The sequence below is a fragment of the Methanooceanicella nereidis genome, assembly GCF_021023085.1.
In the GTDB taxonomy this organism is placed as follows: Archaea; Halobacteriota; Methanocellia; order Methanocellales; family Methanocellaceae; genus Methanooceanicella; species Methanooceanicella nereidis.
The window spans coordinates 337,500-357,182 of record NZ_PGCK01000001.1 but is presented as its reverse complement, the minus strand read 5'-3'; the positions used below and the strand labels follow the sequence as shown (position 1 = coordinate 357,182).

Annotated in this window: 22 protein-coding genes and 1 tRNA gene; 10 read left to right on the top strand and 13 right to left on the bottom strand. The window is 46.3% G+C overall.

Features of this window, described 5'->3' with window-relative positions:
* The first annotated feature begins 314 nt into the window (after positions 1–314).
* A complete protein-coding gene (locus tag CUJ83_RS01910; RefSeq protein ID WP_230739962.1) occupies positions 315–632 on the top strand; it encodes a hypothetical protein in 318 nt (105 codons plus the stop codon).
* A gap of 67 nt (positions 633–699) precedes the next feature.
* On the opposite strand, the gene CUJ83_RS01905 is transcribed toward CUJ83_RS01910, so the two are convergent.
* A complete protein-coding gene (locus tag CUJ83_RS01905) occupies positions 700–1,056 on the bottom strand; it encodes a hypothetical protein (protein WP_230739961.1) in 357 nt (118 codons plus the stop codon).
* 89 nt (positions 1,057–1,145) lie between these two features.
* Positions 1,146–1,271, bottom strand: a complete 126-nt coding sequence (locus CUJ83_RS15610; RefSeq protein ID WP_255668280.1) for a hypothetical protein — start codon at positions 1,269–1,271, stop codon at positions 1,146–1,148.
* Between the two features lie 134 nt (positions 1,272–1,405).
* Here CUJ83_RS15610 and rd point away from each other — a divergent pair, with 134 nt between their 5' ends.
* Together rd and CUJ83_RS01895 are read left to right on the top strand one after the other, a co-directional pair.
* Positions 1,406–1,570: a rubredoxin gene (rd, locus tag CUJ83_RS01900; protein WP_230739959.1), complete on the top strand. Its 165-nt coding sequence runs from the start codon at positions 1,406–1,408 to the stop codon at positions 1,568–1,570.
* Positions 1,571–1,576: 6 nt separating this feature from the next.
* Positions 1,577–1,741: a rubredoxin gene (locus tag CUJ83_RS01895; RefSeq protein ID WP_230739957.1), complete on the top strand. Its 165-nt coding sequence runs from the start codon at positions 1,577–1,579 to the stop codon at positions 1,739–1,741.
* 55 nt (positions 1,742–1,796) lie between these two features.
* Here CUJ83_RS01895 and CUJ83_RS01890 read toward each other — a convergent pair whose 3' ends face one another.
* From CUJ83_RS01890 to CUJ83_RS01870, 5 genes are all read right to left on the bottom strand, one after another.
* Positions 1,797–2,606: a ribonuclease H family protein gene (locus CUJ83_RS01890; RefSeq protein WP_230739955.1), complete on the bottom strand. Its 810-nt coding sequence runs from the start codon at positions 2,604–2,606 to the stop codon at positions 1,797–1,799.
* 72 nt (positions 2,607–2,678) lie between these two features.
* Positions 2,679–3,350: an ABC transporter ATP-binding protein gene (locus tag CUJ83_RS01885; protein ID WP_255668279.1), complete on the bottom strand. Its 672-nt coding sequence runs from the start codon at positions 3,348–3,350 to the stop codon at positions 2,679–2,681.
* On the bottom strand, positions 3,343–4,470 hold the full coding sequence (locus CUJ83_RS01880) for an ABC transporter permease (protein WP_230739954.1): 1,128 nt from the start codon (positions 4,468–4,470) through the stop codon (positions 3,343–3,345). The genes CUJ83_RS01885 and CUJ83_RS01880 overlap by 8 nt, the downstream gene beginning before the upstream one ends.
* Before the next feature lie 16 nt (positions 4,471–4,486).
* On the bottom strand, positions 4,487–5,014 hold the full coding sequence (locus tag CUJ83_RS01875) for a PadR family transcriptional regulator (protein ID WP_230739952.1): 528 nt from the start codon (positions 5,012–5,014) through the stop codon (positions 4,487–4,489).
* A gap of 443 nt (positions 5,015–5,457) precedes the next feature.
* On the bottom strand, positions 5,458–7,515 hold the full coding sequence (locus CUJ83_RS01870; protein ID WP_230739950.1) for a DNA topoisomerase I: 2,058 nt from the start codon (positions 7,513–7,515) through the stop codon (positions 5,458–5,460).
* Positions 7,516–7,609: 94 nt separating this feature from the next.
* Here CUJ83_RS01870 and CUJ83_RS01865 point away from each other — a divergent pair, with 94 nt between their 5' ends.
* Positions 7,610–8,491 carry a metal-dependent hydrolase gene (locus CUJ83_RS01865; protein ID WP_230739941.1) on the top strand — a complete coding sequence of 294 codons (882 nt, stop codon included), beginning with the start codon at positions 7,610–7,612 and terminating at the stop codon, positions 8,489–8,491.
* A 113-nt stretch (positions 8,492–8,604) separates the two neighbouring features.
* Positions 8,605–10,359, top strand: a complete 1,755-nt coding sequence (locus CUJ83_RS01860) for a sensor histidine kinase (RefSeq protein ID WP_230739939.1) — start codon at positions 8,605–8,607, stop codon at positions 10,357–10,359.
* Between the two features lie 60 nt (positions 10,360–10,419).
* Here CUJ83_RS01860 and CUJ83_RS01855 read toward each other — a convergent pair whose 3' ends face one another.
* Both CUJ83_RS01855 and CUJ83_RS01850 read right to left on the bottom strand, forming a co-directional pair.
* On the bottom strand, positions 10,420–10,677 hold the full coding sequence (locus tag CUJ83_RS01855) for a SemiSWEET family sugar transporter (protein WP_230739937.1): 258 nt from the start codon (positions 10,675–10,677) through the stop codon (positions 10,420–10,422).
* 107 nt (positions 10,678–10,784) lie between these two features.
* Complete coding sequence (locus CUJ83_RS01850; protein ID WP_230739935.1) at positions 10,785–11,288, bottom strand: hypothetical protein; 504 nt, start codon at positions 11,286–11,288, stop codon at positions 10,785–10,787.
* A gap of 229 nt (positions 11,289–11,517) precedes the next feature.
* Between CUJ83_RS01850 and CUJ83_RS01845 the strand changes: the two genes are divergently transcribed.
* Entirely contained in the window at positions 11,518–12,468 is a 951-nt protein-coding gene (locus CUJ83_RS01845; protein WP_230739933.1) for a cation diffusion facilitator family transporter, read from the top strand.
* A 135-nt stretch (positions 12,469–12,603) separates the two neighbouring features.
* Here the strand turns inward: CUJ83_RS01845 and CUJ83_RS01840 are convergent, their stop codons facing one another.
* The 3 genes from CUJ83_RS01840 to CUJ83_RS01830 all read right to left on the bottom strand — a co-directional run bounded on the left by CUJ83_RS01840 (position 12,604) and on the right by CUJ83_RS01830 (position 13,622).
* Positions 12,604–12,879, bottom strand: a complete 276-nt coding sequence (locus CUJ83_RS01840; RefSeq protein ID WP_230739931.1) for a hypothetical protein — start codon at positions 12,877–12,879, stop codon at positions 12,604–12,606.
* A gap of 251 nt (positions 12,880–13,130) precedes the next feature.
* Positions 13,131–13,204 (bottom strand) — tRNA-Val (locus CUJ83_RS01835).
* A gap of 142 nt (positions 13,205–13,346) precedes the next feature.
* Entirely contained in the window at positions 13,347–13,622 is a 276-nt protein-coding gene (locus CUJ83_RS01830; protein WP_230739929.1) for a hypothetical protein, read from the bottom strand.
* A 223-nt stretch (positions 13,623–13,845) separates the two neighbouring features.
* Here CUJ83_RS01830 and CUJ83_RS01825 point away from each other — a divergent pair, with 223 nt between their 5' ends.
* From CUJ83_RS01825 to CUJ83_RS01815, 3 genes are all read left to right on the top strand, one after another.
* A complete protein-coding gene (locus CUJ83_RS01825; protein ID WP_230739927.1) occupies positions 13,846–15,954 on the top strand; it encodes a DHH family phosphoesterase in 2,109 nt (702 codons plus the stop codon).
* A 1,109-nt stretch (positions 15,955–17,063) separates the two neighbouring features.
* Entirely contained in the window at positions 17,064–17,720 is a 657-nt protein-coding gene (locus CUJ83_RS01820) for a TetR/AcrR family transcriptional regulator (RefSeq protein WP_230739925.1), read from the top strand.
* Between the two features lie 2 nt (positions 17,721–17,722).
* Positions 17,723–18,169, top strand: coding sequence for a flavodoxin family protein (locus tag CUJ83_RS01815; RefSeq protein WP_230739923.1), 447 nt, complete (start codon positions 17,723–17,725; stop codon positions 18,167–18,169).
* Between the two features lie 8 nt (positions 18,170–18,177).
* Here CUJ83_RS01815 and priL read toward each other — a convergent pair whose 3' ends face one another.
* Positions 18,178–19,272: a DNA primase regulatory subunit PriL gene (gene priL, locus CUJ83_RS01810; protein WP_230739921.1), complete on the bottom strand. Its 1,095-nt coding sequence runs from the start codon at positions 19,270–19,272 to the stop codon at positions 18,178–18,180.
* 188 nt (positions 19,273–19,460) lie between these two features.
* On the opposite strand from priL, the gene CUJ83_RS01805 reads away from it, so the two are divergent.
* The gene (locus CUJ83_RS01805) at positions 19,461–19,658 is read left to right on the top strand and encodes an Em GEA1 (EM1) (protein WP_230739919.1); all 198 of its coding nucleotides are present in this window, start codon (positions 19,461–19,463) and stop codon (positions 19,656–19,658) included.
* Positions 19,659–19,683: the final 25 nt, after the last annotated feature.

The following is a 19,683-nucleotide window of genomic DNA, read 5'->3' as shown; positions in this document are numbered from 1 at the left end:
CCATATTATTAAACATTGATACATTTAAAGTCAAATTTTCGATTAATTTTTATTTTATGGATTAAAAATAAGTTATTTTTAGATGATAAAATGAAAATGGCCATTATGGGATAAATATGTCAATAATTGGCTTTTATATTATGTAATAGACCTTTAAATGCATGTATTATGTAAAAATAAGTTATTTTATAAGTGATATTTGATTTTTTACATGTATACTAAACGCCCGGGAAATAGATATATCCGGAGAAAATATATGATGATTGAACGGAAAATAATTTTACGTTCCTGTATCGAAAAGCCGCGTGAATACTATGGTGAACAAGCAGATCTATTATGATGTCTTTTTATGGCTATCGGTAATATCTATAGCGTTTTTTTGTGTGCTGATGGCGTATTTCGGTGTCACCGGCCTTGCAGATAATATCGTGCAGTATGAGGGCGAGACCACGGCTCAATGGATATTTGGCATTTCGGGATATTCCATGCTGATATTGATACCATTGATGATAGTGACCCTGATATTCAGTAATGTCATCACAAGCCGCGTATTCGAGTGGGGCTTTATGATATTGTTCTTCATAGTCGTTATCGATATAGCCATAGCCACAATATCCTACCTGTTATCGTAAGCCTCCGCCGGAAGCCCGGGCTCCTCCGCGTAAAACAAAATTATAAAAAGATCATTGCCGGAGAGTATTAATTCTCTCCAAGGACTTTTAGCGTATAATTAGCAATGTCGATGCACTGCTCAAATTTCGCATTGCCGAGGAACCTGATGATAAGTTCGGGCATTTCTTCGATGTGGACAGGCCTGGGTTCTTCGCCGCCGTATTTATTCTTATACTCTTCGTATTTTTTCCAGTAATATTTTTTATCCAGGTCCCTTACATGTAACAGGAAAAGCTGCCCCGCCTTTACCGGCGGCTTTGAGCCGTCATCAACTATGAACCCCACTTTCTCGAGCAACTCTATCGTGTCTTCAGGGATCTCACATGCCAGTCCGATTATTGTGTTATAATTTACATGTTTTTGCCAGACATCCCAGTCTCTCAAAATATTCCCTCCCCATCACGCGACGTTGTATCCATGAGCATTGAAGAATAAATGACCATACATATGGACTTTATAGCCTGACCATCCAATTATGCGCTCAGGATCAAATAGGACGTTCCTGCGAAGCTGATCACGGCAGCCGCGATGAGTATCCACCTTGTCCTGTCGTCAATTTTTCCCTGCTTGGCCTTTGGTCGCGAACTTTTCTTTGCCATATTCTCCTAATAACTACCTTATTAACAAAATAGTTTCCCATTGCTTGATAGTACGCCCATAAGCTTTTCACCGATAAAAAATATAACTTATTAAAATAAAATTATATAATATTTAATGATGCGGAGGATAAAACTTGGATAGTTGGATATGCACTCTATGCCAGTATATCTATGACCCTGCTGTGGGAGACCCTGACAGCGGCATTGAGCCGGGAACGGCATTCGAAGACCTCCCTGACGACTGGGTATGTCCGGTATGCGGTGCGGATAAAAGCTTATTTGAAAAGGTAGAGGGGTGACAGGATATGAGTCGATGGAGATGTACTATCTGCGAATATGTTTACGACCCCGCTGACGGAGACACGCAATATCCAGTGCCTCCCGGCACAGCGTTCGAAGACCTGCCCGATGACTGGACATGTCCTCTATGCGGGGCTGAAAAGGCATTATTTGAAAAGATAGAGGAGTGATACAGTAATTTTACCCTGTTTTCATAAAGGCGGATAAGCTTCAATTTTCCGCATGTCATTCTTTTAAGAATATGGCAGCCCTGTCAAAAAGATTTTTTGGCGTTCTGTCAACTTCATGGCATATGATACGGTGGTCTATGCCGCATGGCAATATGGAGTACGATTCGCCCCCCTTTATCCGGAGTCCCCATGTTTCGTCTGTGAGCAGGAAATAAGAACCATCCAGATCTACTCTTTTACTCTCCAGCCCGTCAAGCACGCCGGGATCCGTAAGGTCAGCCGATATGTCATTTGCCACTTTGATGTTCTTGACCTCGCCAGATCTTGCATAGTATCTCCTGTCCTTCGACAGGGTCCCATCGATATTCCTTATGAAAAGCACATAACATGTTTTTGTATTGGTGGTCTCGACGGGGTCCTTTTCAAGAAATACTACCGTTCTTTTATTTTGGGCGATGTCCTTCAGGATCTCCGGGGTGAAGGATTCGACCGGCTTCTTACAAAGATCAAATGTCTCTACCCTGGACTGCTGGAACTTTTTAGAAAGCCTGTCCGCCACTGATTGGTGCACGTCATCCCTGGACCTGTAGTCTATAATGATATTTCCAGTATCCTTGCCTATATATTCCTTAACGGCTTCCGTCGAGTCATTATAGATCATGGTCAGCTCATTCCCATTCGAAAATATCTTAGCTATCGACAATGCCAGGCCTATCGCGGATAGCTCAGAATCCAGGTTACTGGCAGGGTCCGGCACGATCCTCGTCGTTGACTGGTGAACTTCCATGCAGTCCTTCATGACCACGCAGCCTATGAACGAGGGCCCCTTTTCATTGAACGACGAATCACAAAAAATCTCAAGCATAGCATATATTCAATGCCTAAAGTTTTATATCAAATTGTTGGGACATGTTAAAAAAGTAAAAATGGAATGGCCTTAGTTCAGGTCTATACGGCCATCCCTGACCTTGATCACCCTGTCGGTCATCGCCGCCAGCTCAGGATTATGAGTTACCATCAGGATGGTAAGGCCTTTTTCATTTAATGACCGTAAGACGTCCATTATCTGTGCGCCCATGGCCGTATCAAGGTTACCAGTAGGCTCGTCCGCGAGCAGCAGTTTCGGATCTTTCACTATCGCCCTGGCTATGGCTACACGCTGCTGCTGGCCGCCCGATAATTCTTTCGGCAGGTGGTTCATACGGTCTCCAAGCCCGACAAGCTTCAGGGCTTCCTCGGCTTTCTTCTTACTGTCCTTCATTCCGGCCAGCCTCGCCTGCAGCTCGACGTTCTCAAGCGCCGTGAGGAACGGCAGCAGGTAGAATTTCTGGAATATGTATCCAACGTTCTTGCATCTTATGTCAGTGAGCTGCTTTTCGCTCATCTTTGACACATCGGTACCGTTTATGGATATGCTGCCTTCCGTGGGGCTGTCAAGACATCCTATCAGGTTTAACAGCGTGGACTTTCCGCAGCCCGACGGCCCGATCACCGATACGAACTCTTTATCTTTCAGGCATACGTCAACGCCTTTAAGTGCTTCCACTGTGACGTTGCCCATCTTATAGTGCTTCTTTACATTTTTAATGTCAAGGATAGTCTCACTCATAGCGTAACGCCTCCAGAGGCTGTATCTTTGATGCTTTGACGGCCGGGTAAAGTGCCGCTATCACTCCTATAGTGGTCATGAACAGTATTGCCTGCGTTATGATCTCTATCGATGCGAACGCGCCCCCGAACATGGCCTTCATCAGCAGGAAGGATAGCAGTATACCTAAAGCGGCTCCTGCCAGGCAGATGATCAGCGACTCTTCCATGACCATCACAAGTATCTTGCTCCTGCTTGCCCCTATAGCACGCAGCATGCCTAACTCCTTCGTTCTTTCCGATACTGACATTATCATTACCATCAGGGTGACCACGCCAGCGACGATGAGCATGACCATGTTGATCATTCCCATGAACGTCTTTGTCTGGGCCATCATCTTCTCCAGGGCTTCCATCATTTCCTTCTGGGTCATGACCTCAAGTTCCGGGAACTTTTCGCTGACCTTCGATGCAAGCTCCGATGTGCTATCTATGGATACCGGCGCCAGCAGCACTGTCGTGACCGAAGGCCTGTTGAACATATCCTGTGCCGTCGATAACGGTATCATTACCATGCCGTTAGTGATCAGGGACTCCGAACTCTCGGCCACGCCTATGACGTCAAGCTCTTTATTCATTAATGCGAGCCTGTCGCCGGCTTTTACATTATAGTATTTTGCCGCTTCGCTTCCGAGTATCGCCTGGTCCTTTGCCGTGAACGTGCCGGAGCCTTCGGAGAACTTTACATCGGAGTAAAATGCTTTTTCACTACCCTCAGGTATACCTACCGCCATTACCTGGGGCGGGCCGTTCTGGAATTGCGAAGGCACCAGGCTGATAAGCAGCAGTGCTGCGCTTTTTTCCTTATCGACGCCGTCAAGCGCCAGTATCGCTCCGGCCTTTTCCATCGGCAGGCTTGAGGATACTGGCGGGAACTCGGCGCTGGCCGCAGACATCGGCGAAGGCGATTTGACGTACATCTGGCCCGCGAATTTGCCCATTGAATCCGTGAACGACTTGTTCATGTAGAAAGTCGCTGTCGAAAGGACGATAAAAAGCATTATGCATACAGCAATGCTTACAATGGTGAGAAGCGTCCTTGTTCTTCTCTGCCACATGTTCTTGAATGAAATATCCAACATACACGATACCTCACGTTTAATCCATTTCCAGGAGCGTCTCGTAAAAACGGACGCTGATCTTTAGCATTTCTATGCCGTTGTCAAGCACTGCCAGCGGAAAGCCAGGCATATGGGGTCCGAGATTTTCACGTTTTTCAAGTGCCTCTTTAAGCTCTGCCTTTTTACTCTCATAGATGGGCGTTATCACTTTACTTCTCTGCTCTTTTGAAATGAGGTTAAAATAAACCGCATGAAGCATGAACTCGTACTCTTCCGACCCCGGCGAGCTTCCGGGCTTTATCGGCGTCGCCACGAGCTCCTGTAATCTTTTCATGCCCGCATCCGTGACGTAATACACTTTCCTGTCCGGGACCTTTTCCTGCGGCTCCCGTCTCCCTTCGATGAAGCCGTCGCTTTCTAGCTTCGTAAGCTTCGGGTAGAGGGAGCTATTACTTATCTTGAAGTATTTGCTTCCAAAGCTGCCCTCGATCTTTTGCTTGAGCTGGTACCCGTGAGCGGGCCCTGCAAGCAGCGTGCCAAGGATGACGAGATCCATATCGACCATTTTATTCTCTCCTTTTAATTATAGTTCAGATTGACATATTCTATTTGGACTTATGTCCATTTGACATAGGTCAATCTGACATATATCATAACCTGTATTTATACCTTGCTATATATGTGGTCTAAAAAGCTCTGCTAATACTAAAGAAGGCAATGCTGACTGTATTGTGACTTGATGGTGGCGATGTATCCGGGTAGATGCTACATATATTCAGCCATATACCTCTAAATATTCTATAAAAAATGGGCTTTTATAACGGCTAACATATACTGGGTTTTGTAAATTGTTCTGAAACCAGGGATCGAATCCATATGTAAGTCCCCTCGCACGGGCGCCCCAAACGACTTCTTTTGCGCCCTCGTGAACACATCGCCGGATAGGGATATGCGACAATAGCCTATCCAAAAATCTATGGATCAAAAAAGTTAAGGTCTGTTTGCCGATCATTTTTTTATGACCGGCACTGCAAATGATATGGCCTCTTCTTTCTTGCAGGCAGGGCATCCGTATGTATATGACTTGCCTCTGACTGTCTTGCCCTCCCTATCCTTAGTGGAAGGCGGAGTCGCCTTTATAAGGTGTAGTTTATGCTTTTCGCATACGGCCTTATCAAACTTTATGGTTCCCGGAGGCAGGTTATATGTGTTGCGGCAGTCAGGAAAGCCGCTGCATGCTATGAACTTTTTCTTATCGGCCTTCGTCTCCCTTATAAGAAGGGGGCTCCCGCATTTCGGGCACGGCCCGATCTCGCTGTCCAGGGCGCCACCCCTCTTTATGGCCCTTGATATCTCAGATCTGTTCGATTCAAGCTGATCGAATACCTTGTGGAGCATCTTCTTTGACTCGGAAACGACATCGTCTTTCTTCATCCTGCTATCCGTAATGGCGTCCATGTCCCGCTCCAGCGCGCTGGTCATGTCCGGAGTCGTGATGGCTGTAGCGTGCGACTTTAACGCATCTATGAGTGTGATCCCGATGGCCGTCGGCTGCGGCGGGTTCTTTTCTATAAATCCGCGGCTATAAAGCTTATTTAGCGCCTCGTGCCTTGTCGCCTTTGTGCCCAGTCCCAGGTCTTCCATCATCTGTACAAGCTTACCCTGCCCGTAACGCTTTGGAGGCTCAGTCTTCTTTTCAAGCAGGTCTATCTTTTTAACGTCAAGAATATCCCCTGCTTTTATGGGCGGGAGGAGCTCATCTTTCGGCATGCCGTAAGGGTAATACTTTCTCCATCCGGGAAATGAAAGCATTTTTCCGTCTGAGCCGAACTGCTCGCCGCTTATGTCTATCTCGGCTTTTATGGTCTCCCATTCGCACGGGGGCGATAATGTTGCGAAAAACCTTCTGACGACCAGCTCATAGAGCTTCCAGTGCTTATCGTCCATCTCTGACCTTTTCGCGCATGCGACCGGATATATGGGTGGATGGTCCTTGCTCTCGACCTTGCCCCTGGTCGGCACTAAGGTCTTTTGAGCCAGAAGTTCGAGCGCGTTCATAGCGAATTCAGGGCTGGCCTTAAACAACCCCAGTATATCTTTCAGGTTAAGCGTGTCAGGATACACGGTATTATCTGTACGCGGATATGAGATCCATCCGTTGATGTATAGCTCTTCGGCAAGCTGCATTGCGCTGGACGCTGAATACCCGAGGCTGCTGGCGGCCTTAACGAACTCTGTCGTGTTAAAAGGCACAGGTGCCGGGTCTTTCTTTTTGTCAGTCTTTACGCTCTTCACTATGGCCTTTTTTCCGAGCTTTTTATATATCACGGAAGCTTCGTCCTTGTTCTCGAACCTTCCTTTTTTATGCGAGGCAGTAAAAGTATCCTTCTCTTTTAATAATGAGGCGACGATCTCCCAGTAAGGCTTAGATACGAAAGACTGTATCTCTTTTTCCCTGTCCACGATTATCGCAAGCAGAGGCGTCTGCACTCTTCCGACCGATAGGAACTCTTTCCCGAGCTTGTTGCCGGCTATCGATACGAATCTCGTTAGGGCGGCGCCCCATATCAGGTCTATCTCCTGCCTGCATTCTCCCGCCGCTGCCATGTTAAAGTCTATGGGGGCGGGCGACGCAAATGCCTTTGTTATTTCCTGTTTTGTAAAAGAGCTATATCTCACCCTGTCAAATTTAGCCCTCGACAGCCTGCTGATGATGCGGTAAGCCTCGACGCCGATCAATTCACCTTCCCTGTCGTAGTCAGTGGCGATCGTGACCTTTGTAGCAGAAGGCGCCAGCTTCATTAACGCGTTGACTATGTCCTTCTTACTGGGTATGGTGAGTATATCGGCATTAATGAGGCTTCTTGGCGGTATCGCGCTCCAGCTCCGGTATTCGGGCTTGAAGTCCAGCTCTACTATATGCCCTGCAAGACCGATGACAGCGCTGTTCGCAGATGCCGATCTGTAGACCGGTACTCCGTTTATGCGCTCCGTGGTGCGGTCCTGGAAGATAATGCCGGATATCTTATTTGCCGCATCGTGCTTTTCGGTGATTATAAGATGCATTTTGAACGGTACCCATTACGCATGAATTTATTATTACATTAACGGTCCGGCACAATCCAAAAACATTTTTTAAGCGGAGGACATAACATTTCATGTGGACACTTTTACGCATGCCCTGTTCATCGCTATCGCACTTATGCTTATCAGGAAGCCAGATCTTGTCCCATATGGCATTCTGGGGGCGGTAATACTCGACGTGGATGTACTGTTCAGGCCATTATCCGACAGTTTCCCGCAGCTTTACATATTCACGCACGGCGGCTTTACCCATAGCCTGGCAGGAGCCGTGATAACGTCCACTGTGTTATTCGCCGTCGCTGTCACGATTCCCGGTCCGGGTTTTCTGAGGGAGCGCATATCCCTGAGCTTTGAAGCCGGCTCACTGGCCGCTGTCCTAGCAGGCGCCATTTCTCACGTTTTTCTCGATTTTCTCGCATACCCGGGGATCCCGCTGCTATACCCGCTGACCGACATCAAGTTCACGCTCGGGATACTGTCCGGTCCGAGCGTGGTACTGATGCTGGCAAGTATCGGGTATATTATATTGATGAGATTCGGGAAAGCTGCGATCGACCGTCCGCAGGCTTATGTCTGCATCTTCGTAATTGTCATGCTGGCATGCGGAGGCTTGAAATTTTATGTCGATGCCACGACGGATGGGAAGACAATACCTACTATAGATCCGTCGAGGTGGCTGGTCATCAAAGAAGATCAGGATTCCTACTCACTAGAGTGGTATCGACTTTTTGAGGGGGCCTCGGATTTAAATGTATTTCAGAAATATGCGGGCGTCAGCGAGGATGAACTGGGTAAATATGAGGCAATGCCTGAAGTAAAGCGGTTAAGGTACAACTCCTATATCACGACGGTAGAGAAAAACGGTTCAAGCATCATTTATAGCGATCCGTTAAGGGAACAGGGATACCTCTGGTATCCTCCCGATTATAAACAATATCATATTCCCGATGTTGCTTAAAAGATCGTAATGAAAATGAGAAAATATCCTTCATAAAACAGTTTGATGGTCACGTTTTAATGCTAATAAGGGATAGGATAAATACAATGAATTTTATAATATATTAATTACTAATGAGGATAAATTCGATCAGGACGCGGATCACTCTTATACTTGTTACCATCTGTGTGATAGTCGTACTTGTGCTTGGAAGCATATGGCTGTTTACCACAAGAGAGACTCTCAAGGACCACATCTATGAAACTAACCTCCAGGAAGCCCACTTTATTTCTAACTATATAGTCCAGTATATAGGAAATGTCACATCAGACATTGAATTAACGGCTTCCGATCGCGAGACCATCAACTCTATCCTTGAATATAATGAATCGACTCTTGCCTTTATGGCAAATAACCTCCTGAAGAATACGGAAAATGCTGATCTTGTTGCCATAACTGACGAAAAAGGCAAGTTACTGTATGTGACAAAGCCAACAAATATCACCGATGTCTTGATCTACGAATGGTTTAACGAGACGATAAAAAGAAATAAGACTTACATATCTCCGATATTCTATAGTTTTACTGCAAAGGACTATGTTTTTGCGGTATCATCCCCTGTATACGAAAGCGGTAAGACGATCGGTATCGTTAACGCAGTCATAAAACCCGGAGACCTTCAGGAAAGCATACTCGGGCAACAGGTCATCGCTACCAGCGATATTATCGTTATTGATGAGACGGGCAGGGTCATTATACACAGTAATGAGTCTTTCATCAGGGAAAGGGCCAACCTGTCGTCATATCTTCCTTTCCGTGAAGTGCTAAAAGGCAAAAGCGACGTTGTCGAATACCGGAATAGCTGGGATCAACAGCCCCGGTACGCGGCTTATGCCCCAATTAAGAACATTGGCTGGGGCGTGGTGATATCCACCCCGACAAGCATAATATACCGGCCTCTTGAGTATCAGACGCTCCTGATATTCGCCACCCTGGTATTTTCATTTTTACTCTCTTTTGTTATGGGGAACTATGCTTCAAAACGCATAAGCGAACCTATCATAGAGCTCTCAAATTCCTTAAAAAGTGTCGCAAAGGGCGATTATTCTGTAAGGGTTAAGGATGCGGGTGACGACGAGATAGGCGAGCTCGCGCGCATCTCTAATAAAATGCTGGACGAGATCAAAGCCAGAGATCAAAAAATAATGGCAGAAAAGGAGCGTTCAGAGCTTTTCCTTGACCTTATGAGCCATGACATCAGCAATCATAACCAGGCAATCCTGGGATTTATTGAGATGGCGATGCTTGAGGAAAATGCCGGAGAGCTAAAGCAACTATTACAAAATGCTCTCGGCTCAGTGAATACCAGTAACCAGCTTATCACGAACGTAAAAAAATTGAGGGACATACAGAACTCAAGACTTGATATAAAGAAAATGGACCTGAACGATATTATCGAAACCGTCCTGAACAGGGAATTGAAAAATGCCGGTAAGGACGTTACCGTAGAATACGGGCACGTCCCGAATAGATATGTTCGGGGATGTGAACTGCTGCACGTAGTGTTTCAGAACATTATAGACAACAGCATAAGATACTCCGGTGATAAGGTAACCATCTGGATAGACATCGATAAAGATGGTGGATTTTATGTCGTCAGCATCGCAGATGACGGAAAGGGAATTCATGACGAGGTAAAACAACGTCTCTTTTACCGCATGAAAAAGGATGAGCTCACCATTAAGGGTAAAGGCGTTGGCATGTATCTGTCTAAAATGATAATGGAACAACTGGAAGGCGATATCAGTGTCGAGGACCGTATAAAAGGAGATTACAGGTCCGGGACCAGGTTTATTTTAAAGATCCCTGCCTTCGATCAGGAACAATAAAATATGCCGGCTGTGTATCGGTTTTCTGCCGTCTTCCGGCATAAAATAAAATTACGGACCTTATCCGTACAGCTTTTTGAGCCCGAGTATGGCCATACAGAACATCAGGCTGACCGCGTTCCATAAGATTATCGCAGTATCGGACCGGATGATGCCATAAATGAGCCAGAGCGACATCCCCGCCCCCATCATGATAAAAAAGAGGCCTGATACGTCTTTCGCCGATTTTGTCTTTATGATCCTGACTACCTGTGGTATCGAACTGCTCGTCGTGAGAGCTCCCGCTACCAGCCCAATAAGCATAATAGAATCCATCATTCGGTTAATCTACCTCTTAGTAAAATAGAAATAGTTTTTCGTCTGTTTGAGCTAAAACAGGCATTATTATAAAAAAATTAGAAGGTACGAGGATCGTAATTGCCGGTTCACTCTTTCATCGGCAAATATCTGGCCTGTACCGATTCGAAATCACGCGACAGGATAAAGGACATAAGCTCCTGGACAGTGCAGAACTTATATTCTTTTGGAAGGATGAGCTCTTTTAACGCATATACATAATTAACATGATATATCTCTATCCTGGCACAGGCATCGTTCAGCAGCGCGTTCTCTTCGCCGTCACACGTCTTTTTCCATTTCTTGAACTCTTTATCGTTCTTGAAAAGCGCCCTCGCCTTTTCGCCCTTATACTCCACGCCATCCTTTAATACTTGAAGTAAGTCTCCGTCAACTATGACCTTAACTATCCTGTTCGTGCCCACCTGGTACTCCAGGATGTCCCCGTCATAGAAAAGTGTCCTGTTATGCTCCTCAAGATACTCGTCGGACAGGCTCGAGATAATGCTGGTATAGCCTTTGATATCTCTCAGCTCGTCCAAAAATTTCCTGACGGTCAACTCTTCCTGGCCTAATTCATCGATAAGATCCATGTTCTCCCTCAACAATATGCTAAATAATGTTCTATTACTTATTAATTATAACGATTAGGGCATAATTGGCTATAGCAAAGCCGGGCATGGAATTAAAATTTAATAATTTATAATTGTTTTGGACTGCGTCCGTTATCCGATATTTGGGGTACGCCAGCCTATTGTCTCGAAATTCTTAAATATATTGTGTGACATATCGTAAGGTTTACCGATATGTTTAGGTTATAGCATGGTTAACATAAATTCTGACATTGATGCTTTGAATAAAGAAAAGACAAGTACAGCCCGCTTATCTATCATTTCGAACACGCTGCTCGTGTTCATGAAACTGACAGTGGGGCTGATGATAGGTTCAGTAAGTGTTTTATCAGAGGCTATACACTCCGGTATCGATCTTGTGGCGGCGATGATAGCCTATTTTTCGGTAAGAAAATCCAGCATGCCGCCCGATAGGGAGCATGCCTTCGGGCACGGTAAGATAGAGAACCTGTCCGGGACGATAGAGGCGATACTGATATTCGTCGCGGCCGCTCTGATCATTAAAGAGGCATACACGAAGATCACATATGGCGTAGAGATGGAAGATGTGACACTTGGTATAGCGGTAATGCTGGTATCGGCCATAGTGAACTTCTTCGTATCCCAAAAACTTATGCAAACGGCAAAGAAGACCGAGAGCATCGCGCTCGAGGCCGATGCATGGCATCTGAGGACAGATGTGCTTACATCGCTGGGGGTATTCGCCGGGCTTGTTGTGATAAAACTGTCGGGCATTGCGATACTTGACCCGGTCATAGCCATAATAGTGGCTCTGTTCATACTTAAGGCCGCTTTCGAGCTGACAATCAAGTCCGTTACCGACCTTTTAGACACAAAACTGCCGGCAGAAGAAGAGGAAGAGATCAGGAAGATCATAAGCGACCATTCGAGCCAGTTCGTAGGGTTCCATAATCTTCGCACAAGAAAGGCGGGTTCTGACAGGTTTGTCGATCTTCACCTGGTAGTCTCAAGGGGATCCAGCGTCGAGGAAGCACATGGCCTTGCGGACCACATTGAAAAAGACGTCAAGGAAAGGTTCCCGAGGGCCAGCGTCCTGATCCATGTGGAGCCGTGCGGGGAAAGATGTAAATGCGAGGATTGCGGGGCAGAATGCGTTAAAAAGGATCTGATGAAGGAATGATATGATCGGCCGCCGGGATAAACCGGCGTATACATATTACTTTTCAGGTCCTTATAAAACCGGGCGCGTCGTCTAAACGATCATTCCCATGATCTGATCGGCATATCCGCTCGAGATGGCGTGAGTTTCTCGCGCCTACCACCTGTTAAAATTCCTGGCTTTTTCGAACTTATCGTCTCCCTCGAGATCCTTATAGGCTTCTCTCACCGATTCTTCCTCGATCTTTACCTGTTCCCTCAAGGTCCTTTCAAGCTCATTCCTTGCAGAATCTTCATCACTGTTTATCACCGGCTTATTCTTTTTCATCATCGAGACTATGAAGATGACCGGGACCCATACCGGAGAGCAAATGCAGCCCACGGGAAGCCATATTGGTAAGAAAATGATGGTCGCCAGAAGGAGGGCTATCATTAAAACGTTACTTCCACCCGAATCAGATGTAAAGTATTTTTTATATAACTGCTTAATATACAGTTTTAAATAGTTACTATCTGGCTCTGTGTTCAATTCAATCACTTAATTTCATTTTACCCAATCCTATATATGCTCTTCTGTGGTAACCGCTTGCTCGATAATAATATTAATATTTATAAAAAAGCGGATAATTTTCAAAACGGCAATGAAAAATCAAACCATGATCGTGACAAAATATTAAAAATGAGTGGGCCCGAAGGGATTCGAACCCCTGACCTCCGCCGTGTGAAGGCGACGTCATAACCGACTAGACCACAGGCCCAAAAATTTGTTCTAGCAGCAATACAGTGCTACTCATTCATTATAAAATTATCGGATATGGGGATTCGATAACAATATAAGCTTTTCATCTAACGGATCAAATATCTTTCAAAAAAGAAACGGTTCTATCGATCACCAATAGCCTATTTTGGCACGAGACCTTCTTTTGCCAGATATTGAAGGCCCTGGCTGGTGATCTCAATGACCAGCCCTTTTACCCTGTCCTTTTCGACTTCTCTTGATCTGATGTTGCCCAGGTTGGTCTCCTCCAGTTTCTCGCTGGCAGCGATGACGTCCTCTATCCTGGCGTCTATGTTGTCCGCGATCTCTCTTGCGCTTACACCGTCCAGCTGTTCTCTTGCCAGTGCTGCTTTAAGGTATAACAGTACTTCTTTCTCCATGTTGCTTATGGATGCCAATCTTATGCCTCCGTTAATAATATATTAAACCCTAAATGATAAAAATTTTTTTACGGGATTTTAATTTCTAGGGTGAAGTTGATATTCTATCAGCGCGTCAATTGTGCTCGTTCACACATTCCCATCTTTGCGGAAGGTGTGCACAACAGGAAGGATTTTGTAATAAAATCTCTTAGAACTCTTAGATATTATAGTAAAAGAATAAAATTTACAGGTCATCATCATGAGTATTGAGTGTCCAACATGCCTGGGTAAAGGCTATCATATTAAAGACGAACAAACCTGCGAGCAGTGCGATGGGACCGGCAAAGCGGCGAAAAGCGTTAACCTGATGAGCGTGCAAGAAAAAGACATCAAGGCGATGCTCTCCGGATTTTGCCCGAAATGCAAAGGCAGCGGCAAGATACAGGTGCGCGAGAAATGCAAGGACTGTGCGGGTACAGGGAAGCTCTCCAGCTGCCAGGTATGCGGCAAGCCTCTTAAGGCGGGATACGACCTTTGCGCGGACTGCAGGGACATGCGTCCCGTATTCAAGCTCGGCCCTGCCTGCGACGTATCCGACCTTGACATCGGCAAGACCTATCTCGGAAAGGTCGCTAACCTGGCGGATTTCGGCGTTTTCGTCAACCTGAACGACCAGACCAAAGGTCTCATACATTCCAGCAACGTCCGTAAGCCATACGTGCCCGGCGAAGAGGTAATGGTAAAGATCAACACGATAAAGCCAAACGGTAATTTCGATCTGATACCCCATAAAGTGACCGAGTTCAAGCTGATCGAAGTCGAAAAGAAGCTTCCGAGGACAAATGCCAGCGACATCAATAAGTTCGTAAATAAGCTGGTGTCCGTAAGCGGTGAGGTCGTCCAGATAAAACAGACCAGCGGGCCAACGATATTCACGGTCACCGAAGAGACCGGCACAGTATCATGCGCGGCGTTCGTAGAGGCCGGCATGAGAGCTTACCCTGACGTCACTCTGGAGGACATCGTTAGGGTCACCGGCGAGATCACCATGCGCAACAACGGCTTGCAGCTCGAAGTCCTTGATATGAAAAAACTGGCCGGCGATGATGCGGCAGAGATAAAGACCATCATAGAGAATGCGATAGACGAAAGGGCTAAACCCGCCCATGTCGAATTCCTTGTGGAAAGCGAAGTGCTTGAAAAGCTCAGGCCTCAGATGGAGAAGGTCGCTCACAGGATAAGGCGCGCCATCTTAAAGTCCCAGCCAATCGTCGTAAGGCATCATGCTGACGCCGACGGCATATGCGCCGGCGTAGCGGTCGAAAGGGCATGCCTTCCGCTTATCAAAAAGCAGGGCGACACGGATGCCGAGTATCATTTCTTTGGCAGGTCCCCCTCGAAGGCCCCGTTCTATGAGCTTGAAGACATAAACAAGGACCTGGTCATGGCGCTTGAGGATAATGAAAGGTTCGGCCAGACCATGCCGCTGATACTGCTGATGGACAACGGGTCCACCGAAGAAGATATGGACGCGTATAAATACGCGAAAGTATACGGCCTGGACTTACTCGTCGTGGACCATCATCACCCGGACGAGATAGTCGACCAGTACGTAAAAGGTCACGTCAACCCCTACCATGTGGGCGGCGATTTCGGCATCACGGCAGGAATGCTGGGCACCGAGCTTGCAAGGATGATCAACCCTGACGTCGAGAATGAAGTGAAGCATCTCGCCGCAGTTGCCGCGGTCGGGGACAGGTCAGAGGCTCCGGAGAGGGCAAAATATCTCGCGCTCGTACAGGAGAAGTACCCTGAGAATGAGCTTAAGAAGATCGCTCTTGCACTGGACTACGAACAGTTCTGGCTAAGGTATAACGACGGCAGGGGCATAGTGAACGACATACTTAACTTTAACAGCGAAGCCCGTCACAAGGCTCTTGTAGAGCTACTGTATGAGCAGGCGAACATGATGATAACCAATCAGCTCGAGACCTCTATGCCGCATGTCAAGACTGCGGAGCTTCCGAGCGGTGCGCTCCTGCATGTCATAGACGTGGAGAATTTCGCCCATAAGTTCACGTTCCCGGCGCCGGGTAAGACCACGGGTGAGATACACGATCTAATGTGCAAGAAATATGAGGGCAAGCCGATAGTGACGCTCGGGTTCGGCCCGGACTTCGCAGTGCTGAGGTCTAGAGGCGTCCAGATGAACATCCCGAGGATGGTCCGCGAACTCCGCGAAGAGATAAAGGGCGGAGGGGTCAGCGGCGGAGGACACCTCGTCGTCGGCTCCATTAAGTTCGTCGAGGGCATGAGGAAAGACGTGCTCGATGCATTGACCCATAAGATAGGCCAGGCGCCCGTGTGAAGAACGGGCAACCTGTACTATCTCTCATTTTTTATCAATATTTTGATCGCTCCCTGTACAAAGGCATATAAGCTGTTTTCATTACCACTAAGGGCTCGAAAGTTCACTAATTTGTTTACCACGAAATCTTTGATGAGCGGGGTATTGCTCAGGTTTTAAGAATGAAAGAACGTGTCGTACTTACCCGGTCTTTGAGATGAAGTTTTTTATGGTTATGCCTGTCGGATGGCAGGTAGACACGTAATTTCACAGAAACACGGAAACACAAAATTTTTTATATGATTTTTTAAGGGCTCAAAAAGCACCAAAAGCTCACTCACCAAATCACGAAGGGCTCCAGTATCACCGTCAACGCTCTAACACCTCTAACGCTCGGCTCAACGCACTAACCTCTCTAAGTCACCAACGCTAAAACAAGGCCCGAACATTCTCCAAGTGGCACGAAGGTCTAATTGCACGGTTGACGCTTACATGATCGATATACTCTTGTTGATGGATCAGGGATACACAAACCGGGATATTAAACCTTCGTGTCCTTGGAGAATGTTCGGGTCTTGTTTTAGCGTTAGTGACTTAGAGCACTTCGAGCATTAAGCCGAGCATTTGAGACTTTAGCGCGTTGACGGTGATACTAGAGCCCTTTGTGATTTGGTGAGCATTTTTTGTGATTTAGAGACCTTAAAAGATCATATAAAAAATTTTTGTGTTTCCGTGTTTCTGTGAGGTTATGTGTCCACCTGCCATCCGACAGGCACAACGCCAGAACTCGATCACAGAACAGATGTAATATGTCCATTTTAAAAGAGACCATCTAAAAGTTTTTCATGGGAGCGCACGAAGGCGAACAAGGAACACAAAAATATTTTAAAATATACTAATTTTTTAAAGAGTCCTTTGTGTTCCTTGTTCGTATTAGTGCGCTTCGTGGTGAAATAGGCGAGCATTTCTGTCATCTATATGATAAAAACACAAGAACATTCAGAACATAAAAATTGATCTCAAGGCAGCATTCCAAACCGCCCTGCATATCCTTACTGCAAAACATTTAAATACTTATTATGACTATGAGTTATTAAATGACCAATGGTCATATAATGAATGTGATTCATATGGCGACCAGCAGGAGAAAGGAGCGAGAAAAAGAGCAGCGGCGTAACACGATCATAGATGCGGCCGAGAAGCTGTTTTTTTCGAAAGGGTATGATAACGTTACAATGGGGAACATCGCAAAAGAATGCGAGCTCGCAAAAGGTACGCTATACCTGTATTATAAGAATAAGGAGTCACTTTACGCGGCAGTCGCTATCAGGGGCTGTAAGATATTGAACGAGATGTTCAAAAAACGTGTCCCGAAGAAAAAGACCGGGCTTGAAAAAATACTTGAAACCGGATTTGTATACATGGATCTCTATAAAAAATACCCCGACTATTATAACCTCATGCGGTACTCGGATACCATCAAGCCGGAAATGATAGACGAGGCTATTGCCGCCGAACTAAAAAGAATGGCGGATGACGGCATGGGGATCATGTATGATTCCATACGGTCGGGCATTGCAGACGGCTCTATTATGGAAGACGTTAATCCCCTGATGACCGCTATGTTCCTGATCAGATCGACGGAAAGCGTCATCGACATTTCCGAGACCGATAAAAAGTCTCTTGAAACGATGGGCGTAAGTCACGATGATCTCATTCGTTATTCGCTAGAAATGATGAGGCGTGCAATTGAAAAAAGACCTTGTGATAAAGACAGGAGGCAATAATAATGAAGACATTGATACTATGCGAATCAGTACATCATAACAATACTGCAAAGGTGGCAGCGGAGATAGCCTCAGTGATCGGAGCTGAAGTATTAAAGCCTTCAGAGGCGGATGTCAGGACACTGGAAGGATATGACCTGATAGGGTTCGGCTCGGGCATATTCATGGGCAAGATGCATAAGAACCTGGTCGTGTTCGTGGAAAAGATGCCTGCGCTCAATAAAAAGGCTTTTGTCTTCTCTACCAGCGGCAGCGGTGAATACAAGTACCATGATGCTATGAAAAAAATGCTGGCCGATAAAGGCTTACGGGTCACCGGGGAGTTCGTGTGTAAAGGCTGGGACACTGTCGGCCCCCTTAAACTGGTCGGCGGCATCAATAAAGACAGGCCGAACGAGGGCGACCTTAAAAGCGCAAGAGAGTTCGCAGAAAAACTGAAGGCGAACTGAACTCTAATTTATTCATTATTTTCCTTTTTCCGCTCTCCGCCGTCAGTCGAAGATACTTCAACAGGCATGTCTTTTTTATCCGAAGGCTTTAAACCTTCCAGGTTTTTCTTCTTTCTCATGATGGCTTTTCTGTAATACGACAGAGGATGAGTGACCCATTCGCACATCCTGTTCTTACCATAGCAGTTACCGTAGGTCATCATGGTCTTGCAGGAAGGCGCCGTGTATTCGGTGCCGGCAGAGCCCGTTATATGCTCAACCTGGTACCTTGTCAGGTCTTCCCTGAAATCGGGGGCCATCCTGTACAGGTCCATTATCTCATCTTTGTTCAGGCCTATGTTGGCCAGGAACGATGTTAGGGCGAACCTTGCCGTATGCGGGAGGTTGACACCTTTCTGAAGTTCGGATAAAAGGTATTTCATGCATGGCGGGAACTCTCCCTGGCTGACCTCGCCGTCGGTCACCATGCTTTTCTCGCTCTTGAGCTTATCCAGCGCTGCCTTTACCTCAGAGACATACGGCGCAAGGGCGACATCAAGGCCTTTGGGCGGATCGACGAACAGCGTGGAGTATATTCTCTCCCTGACAGCCTCTTCCAGAAGCCTCGCATAAACGCTTTTTTCTACATATACCATGCCTGAGATCATCTTTTTATTGATGAGCTTCCATTTCATGTCCTTAATGGTCGCTGAATATCTCAGGTAGTCCGTAAAATGTAATATAAAATACCTGCCGTCCATGCGCGTGTTAATCCCGAACTCCCTGCCGACGGCGACTATGGTCTCGTCATTCTCGGTCATGAGGAAATCATGGGCACGTTTCGATTCCCACAGCGCATAGCGCTTTGATAGGTATTGGTCCCCAATAACGGAAATGATCATCTTTGACACAGGGTATGTCAGCAGTTCGATCTCAGGCTCCGGCAACTCCTCAGTCTTCGGGCTCTCTCCCGATATCGCGCTGAGCACACGCATTTTCCCTCTTGCCCTTACTCTCTCGAAAGCCCTTCCGTTCACTATGCTGTCCATGGAATATCCTTTTTCCTTAACGTAAAGCGATGATTCCTGCAAGAACGGGTACTTTGCGAATGTGATGACGTCCATATTCTTTTCCCATGCTGCTAAGCCTGACAGGCAGTATCGATGATAATTACGACCGTCCTATAAGCTATGATTGATATTATTTTACCATGCTTATATGTTTTATTGGGCTTCAATCAACTATCTTGTTTTTGCTTTTTTTTGGGGTCATTTTAATTTTAATAGACTGCCTATGATACTTTAGTGATAATATGGTCAGGAGGATGGAAACGGAAAAGAAAGGAAGTATGAGTGTCAAGGATGCCGGTAGAAAAGGCGGCCTGTCAACCTCAAAGAGCCACGATCGCAAGTTCTATGAAATGATCGGGCACAAGGGGGGGTTAAAGGGCGGCCAGCGCGTCCGCGAGCTCATAGAGAAAGGAAAAGAGACTGAAATCCGAAAAAGCTGATGAAAAATAGTATGCAGTCCATGAA